This window comes from Mesorhizobium sp. M7A.F.Ca.CA.003.01.2.1, from assembly GCF_003998945.1.
Lineage (GTDB): Bacteria > Pseudomonadota > Alphaproteobacteria > Rhizobiales > Rhizobiaceae > Mesorhizobium > Mesorhizobium ciceri.
In genome coordinates, this window is the sequence record NZ_RZRA01000486.1 from 1 (window position 1) to 4,196 (window position 4,196).

At 63.1% G+C, this 4,196-nt stretch carries 4 protein-coding genes; 3 read left to right on the forward strand and 1 reads right to left on the reverse strand.

What is annotated here, in order from left to right:
* Positions 1-2 precede the first annotated feature (2 nt).
* Positions 3-956 (forward strand): methyltransferase domain-containing protein, encoded by a 954-nt coding sequence (locus EN969_RS19335; RefSeq protein WP_245467463.1) that lies wholly within the window; start codon positions 3-5, stop codon positions 954-956.
* Complete coding sequence (metF, locus tag EN969_RS19340; RefSeq protein WP_013530934.1) at positions 953-1,870, forward strand: methylenetetrahydrofolate reductase [NAD(P)H]; 918 nt, start codon at positions 953-955, stop codon at positions 1,868-1,870. The genes EN969_RS19335 and metF overlap by 4 nt, the downstream gene beginning before the upstream one ends.
* A 439-nt stretch (positions 1,871-2,309) precedes the next feature.
* Here metF and EN969_RS19345 read toward each other — a convergent pair whose 3' ends face one another.
* Positions 2,310-3,227 (reverse strand): DMT family transporter, encoded by a 918-nt coding sequence (locus tag EN969_RS19345; protein ID WP_063168490.1) that lies wholly within the window; start codon positions 3,225-3,227, stop codon positions 2,310-2,312.
* Positions 3,228-3,435: 208 nt separating this feature from the next.
* Between EN969_RS19345 and EN969_RS19350 the strand changes: the two genes are divergently transcribed.
* On the forward strand, positions 3,436-4,196 hold a 761-nt coding region (locus tag EN969_RS19350), incomplete at its 3' end, for an alanine racemase (RefSeq protein ID WP_206525183.1).

Consider the following 4,196-nt stretch of genomic DNA (forward strand, 5'->3'; position numbering starts at 1 on the left):
TACTGGCACTTCTGTCGCGCGGTGACCTCACCGTTTCCGATCTTACCGAAATTCTCGGCCAGTCGCAGCCGCGCGTTTCGCGGCACCTGAAGCTGCTTCTGGAGGCAGGGCTGATCGGCCGCTACCAGGAAGGGTCCTGGGCCTTCTTCCGCCTGTCGGATGCGGATTCCGCGCGTGACTTCGTCATGGGCCTGGTTTCCGGCATTCGCGGCGCCGATCCGCAGGTCGAGCGCGATCTTGAGCGCCTGGCCTCGGTCAAGCGCAAGCGGCAGGACCGGGCGGTCGAGTATTTTTCCGTGAATGCGGCAAGCTGGGACCATATCCGCTCGCTTCATGTGCCGGACCGCGCCGTCGAAGCCGCAATGCTGAAACTGGTCGGCAAGCGGCCGTTCCAGTCGATGCTCGATCTCGGCACCGGCACCGGGCGGCTGCTCGAAATCTTCTCGCCGCTCTATCGGCGCGGTGTCGGGATCGACATGTCGCGCGAGATGCTGACCGTGGCGCGCGCCAATCTCGACAAGGCCGGCGTTTCGAACGCGCAGGTTCGGCAGGGCGACATCTTCGCGCCGCCGGTCGAGCGCGATGCCTTCGATCTCGTCACCATCCATCAGGTGCTGCACTATCTCGACGATCCCGCCCGCGCCATCCACGAGGCGGCGCGGCTTTTGCGTCCGGCAGGACGCCTGGTCATCGTCGATTTCGCGCCGCATGCGCTGGAATTCCTGCGCGAGGAGCATGCGCATATGCGGCTCGGCTTTTCCGACCGGCAGATCGCCGACTGGTTTTCGGAAGCCGGCCTCGATCTCGAAGATGCCCAGGAGTTCGAGCCGCGCGGTGGCAATGAGGCGAGGCTCACTGTGAAACTCTGGCTCGGCCGCGATCGGCGCCTGCTGATTGCCGATCCTTCCAACGACACAAGGCAGGCCAAAGCGAACTCGATGGGGGAAATCGCATGAACCAGTTCCGCTTTTCCCGCCGCCCCGACATCGGCGACAAGGTCAGGGTTTCCTTCGAATTCTTCCCGCCGAAGACGGACGAGATGGAAGCGAGGCTGTGGGAGACGGTCACAAGGCTGGAGCCGCTGAAGCCGAAATTCGTCTCGGTGACTTACGGCGCCGGCGGCTCGACACGGGAGCGCACCGCGCGCACTGTAAAGCGCATCCTGACGGAAACCGGTATTCCTGCAGCGGCGCATCTGACCTGCGTCGGGGCAACGCGCGACGAGGTCGATGCGGTCATCCAGGATTACAAATCGATCGGCATCAACCGGTTCGTGGCGCTGCGCGGCGACCCGGCCTCCGGCGTCGGCGAGCCCTACCGGCCGCATCCCGGTGGCTACGAGAATGGCGCGGAACTGGTCGCCGGGCTCAAGACGATCGCGGATTTCGACATCTCCGTCGCGGCTTATCCGGAAAAGCATCCGCAAAGCCCCGATTTCGCCACCGACATCGAGATGCTGAAGCGCAAGGTCGACAATGGCGCGACGCGGGCGATCACCCAGTTCTTCTTCGACAACGATCTCTACGAGCGCTATGTCGAGCGCGTTCGCCGCGCCGGCATCTACATCCCGATCGTGCCGGGCATCCAGCCGGTTCACAGTTTCAAGCAGGTCGCGAACTTTTCCGCGAGGGCGGGCGCGCATGTGCCCGGCTGGCTGGCGGAGCGTTTCGAAGGCCTCGACAAGGACCCGCAGACGCATGCGCTGGTGGCATCGGCGGTGGCAGCCGAACAGGTCATGGACCTGGTCGAGCGCGGTGTCGGCGATTTCCACTTCTACACCATGAACCGCGCCGATCTGGTCTTTGCCATCTGCCATATGATCGGTATTCGCTCGCACGAGGCGGCGGCCGCCGGATCAGCCGCGGCATGAGGTCGGGCTCAACAACAAAAGGCCGGGAAAAACCCGGCCTTTTGAATTGGTTGGACTATTTGGGTGCTGGTCTTCCCCGCTTTGGCGGTCAGGGAAGGAAGCCCATAATGAGGGCTCCGATAAAGGCGAACGCAGCACAGATCATCAATGCGTTGATAGGCCTCGTAAGTCCCATGACATAGCCTCCTCTTAAAGAGCTATGTCATGGAGTCTAGGTTCATTTGTGCCACAGGCAAGCGGAAAATGTGCTGCATTGCGACGTGATTGTGAAATCCGCGACATGTCTTTTGCCGTTAGGCTTTGAAACTCCTAGGCAAATACCGACTTCAGACCTGTGAATAAAATGTGGCCGGCTCGTGTCGCTGCCGTGTCATGGCAGCGCTACCGCCGCGAAAGTCGAATGCGACTTTCGCGGCGATGTGGGGGTTCAAAGGACGCGCTAACGTCTTCCAAGGACGCGCCCGTCGATGGTGATGAGGCCGAGCGCGATCAGCACCACCCCGCCGATTTCGAACAGCTCCAGCCGCTCGCCTAGGAACAGGAAGCCGAGCAGCATGGCGCTGGCCGGCACAACAAGCGTGACCAGCGAGGCGTTGGTAGCGCCCGCCGAGGCGACGAGGTTGAAATAGAGGATGTAGGCGACGGCTGTGGACAGAAGTGCCAGCGCCAGCACCGCCGCCCAGACCGGCGGCGAGGCCGAGAACAGGCCGGATGGGCCGTAGGTGAAGAGCACGATCGGGATCATGATGATGGTCGAAGCGGTCAACTGCCCGGTGGCGACGACCGGCGAGGGCACGCCCTTGAAGCGGCGGGCGACCATCAGCGCAATGCCATAGGACAGTGAAGCGCCGATCAGCGCGAATTTGGCCCAGACCGGGCCGCCGAGCCCGGCAAGCAGGCCGGGGCCGATCATGACGGCCGTACCGGCGATGCCGAGCGCAATGCCGGCGAGCTTGTTCCAGGAGAGCTTTTCGTCCGATGTCAGCGCATTGGCGAGAATCAATGTCCAGAACGGCGTCGTGGCGTTGAGCACCGAGGCGACGCCGGCGCCAAGCTCCGTCTGGCCGGCGAAGATCAGCGAAAAGGGCACCACATTGTTGGTGAGCGCCAGCAGGAAGAACAGGCCTGCATGCGGAAGCGCGAGGCGGAAGGACGGGCCGCACAGGCCGAGATAGATCTGTAGCGCGATCGCGGCGATGGCGACGCGAAACAGCACCAGCACCAGCGGGGGGAGTTCGGCCACCGCGATGCGGGCAAAGAAGAACGAGCCGCCCCAGATCGCGCCGAGCAGCAGGAGCTGCCCCCAGTCCTTGAGCACCATCGGCCCGCGCGGTGCTGATGTCGCGGCTATTGTCATGTGAGTCGCCCTCCCAGACGGCCTGAATGCCAGTCAGTCAGGCAGAAGCCATATCGGACTCAGTGACAAGAGCCACCCGAAACCTGATCGCTGGCAAACGTTGCTGGCAAAGACCCAGCGCCCCAGCGTCAGCCGCACGAGACACAGAATTGTTTTCATTAGCCGCTAGCTTGGATTAATTGTGCGCAGCCGAAGTGAGGATTCGTCCATGCAGCGATTCGAGAATGCCCGCGAGGCGGCACTGGCGCTTCGTCCGGACGATCCGGTCTATTGCTTCCGCCCGCAAGTGCTGATGGCGGATGCCAGGCAGTTCATGGGCATGTTCCCCGGCAAGACCGCCTATGCGGTCAAGACCAATGGCGAGCAGATCGTGCTGAAGACGCTGGTCGAAGCCGGCGTCAAGGCTTTCGACGTCGCTTCGCCGGGCGAGTTCGCCGCCGTGCGTGCCGTTTCCCCCGATGCCGAGATGCTCTACATGCACCCGGTCAAGGCGCAGTCGGACATCAAGCTGGCGCTGGAGAAATACGCCATCCGCGTCATTTCGCTCGATCATGAGGACGAGATCACCAAGCTGACGCGAGTGGTGCGGGCTCTCGACATCGATCCGGGCTCGATCAGCGTGTTCGTGCGGGTGCAGACCAAGGGGCATGCCGCCTACGAACTGTCGAAGAAGTTCGGCGCCGGGCCGGCGTATGCCGTCGAGCTCGCGGAGCGGCTGAGCCGTACCGGCTACAAGGTCGGCCTGTGCTTCCATGTCGGCAGCCAGATCGAGGATCCCGATACCTATGAGCGGGCGCTGGCTTCCGCCGACTGGGTGCGCAACCGGCTGACCTTCGATATTGCCGGGCTCGATGTCGGCGGCGGTTTCCCCGCCGAATACGGCCACGACCCTAACCGCAAGCAGATCGAGATGCCGTCGCTTGGCCAGATCATGTCGCGGCTGTCGGGCGATCTGAAGGAGTATCAGTT